Annotated in this window: 1 protein-coding gene; it reads left to right on the top strand. The window is 63.8% G+C overall.

What is annotated here, in order from left to right; all coding sequences use genetic code 11:
* Positions 1-985: type VI secretion system tip protein TssI/VgrG (gene tssI / locus E8M78_RS18390; RefSeq protein ID WP_137136438.1), on the top strand; the 985-nt coding region annotated here is incomplete at both ends.

The following is a 985-nucleotide window of genomic DNA, read 5'->3' as shown; positions in this document are numbered from 1 at the left end:
CCGGCAAGCGCTCCGGCGGCGACTGGAACTTCGAGACGCCGTCCATGGTGCCGCGGGCAGAGACGCCCTCGCTGATCCAGATGCCGGATGCGATCAGCCGGGAGCTCTACGAATATCCCGCCCGTATCTCCTCGGTGGCAGAGGCTGAGCGCGCCGAGAAGCTCAGGGTTCAGGCAACCGAAGCCGATCATGAGCGTGTTCACGGTGCCTCCACGGTGCGCATTCTGGAGGCGGGCCGCCGGTTTACCCCTTACGAGGTCGCCCATCCCGATCATACTTACGAAGAGCATGTGGTGGTCGCAATCCGCCATGAGGTGGTGGATCGCTCCTATGAGACCTCCACCGATACACCGGAATACAAAAACAGCTTCGAGGCGCTTCCCTCGCGCGTGCCGCTGACCCCGCATCGTCAGACGAAGCGCCCGAGGATCGAAGGCACGCAGGTTGCCATCGTCGCAGGCCCTTCAGGCGAGGAGATCCACCCGGATCAATATGGCCGCATCAAGCTGTGGTTTCCGTGGGACAGACGGGCGAAGAAAGACGGCTCCGACACCTGCTGGGTGCGCGTGGCGCAAAGCTGGGGTGGCGGCACTTACGGTGCCCAGGTCATTCCGCGCATCGGCATGGAGGTGATGGTCGCCTTCGTCGATGGCGATCCGGATCGTCCGCTGGTCATCGGCGTCGTGCCAAACCCGGCAAACGCCGTGCCCTATGATCTGCCCGCCAACAAGACGCGCATGGTGCTGCGCTCCAACACCCACAAGGGCGATGGCTTCAACGAGATCAGCTTCGAGGATGAGGCGGGCCGCGAGAACCAGTTCTTCCATGCCCAGAAGGACCAGACGACACGGGTGCTGAACGACCGCACCAAGCGCATCGACCGGCATGAGGTGGCTTCCATCGGCGGCAACCGGGCGGTGGAAGTCTCCGGCAACCAGAAACACGAGATCGGTGGATCGGTGAACACCGTCGTCGGCGGCACGGG

Source organism: Rhizobium sp. FKY42 (assembly GCF_005222835.1).
Classification (GTDB): Bacteria; Pseudomonadota; Alphaproteobacteria; order Rhizobiales; family Rhizobiaceae; genus Neorhizobium.
The sequence above is the reverse complement of the archived record's forward strand: the minus strand, read 5'-3'. Positions and strand labels throughout refer to the sequence as shown.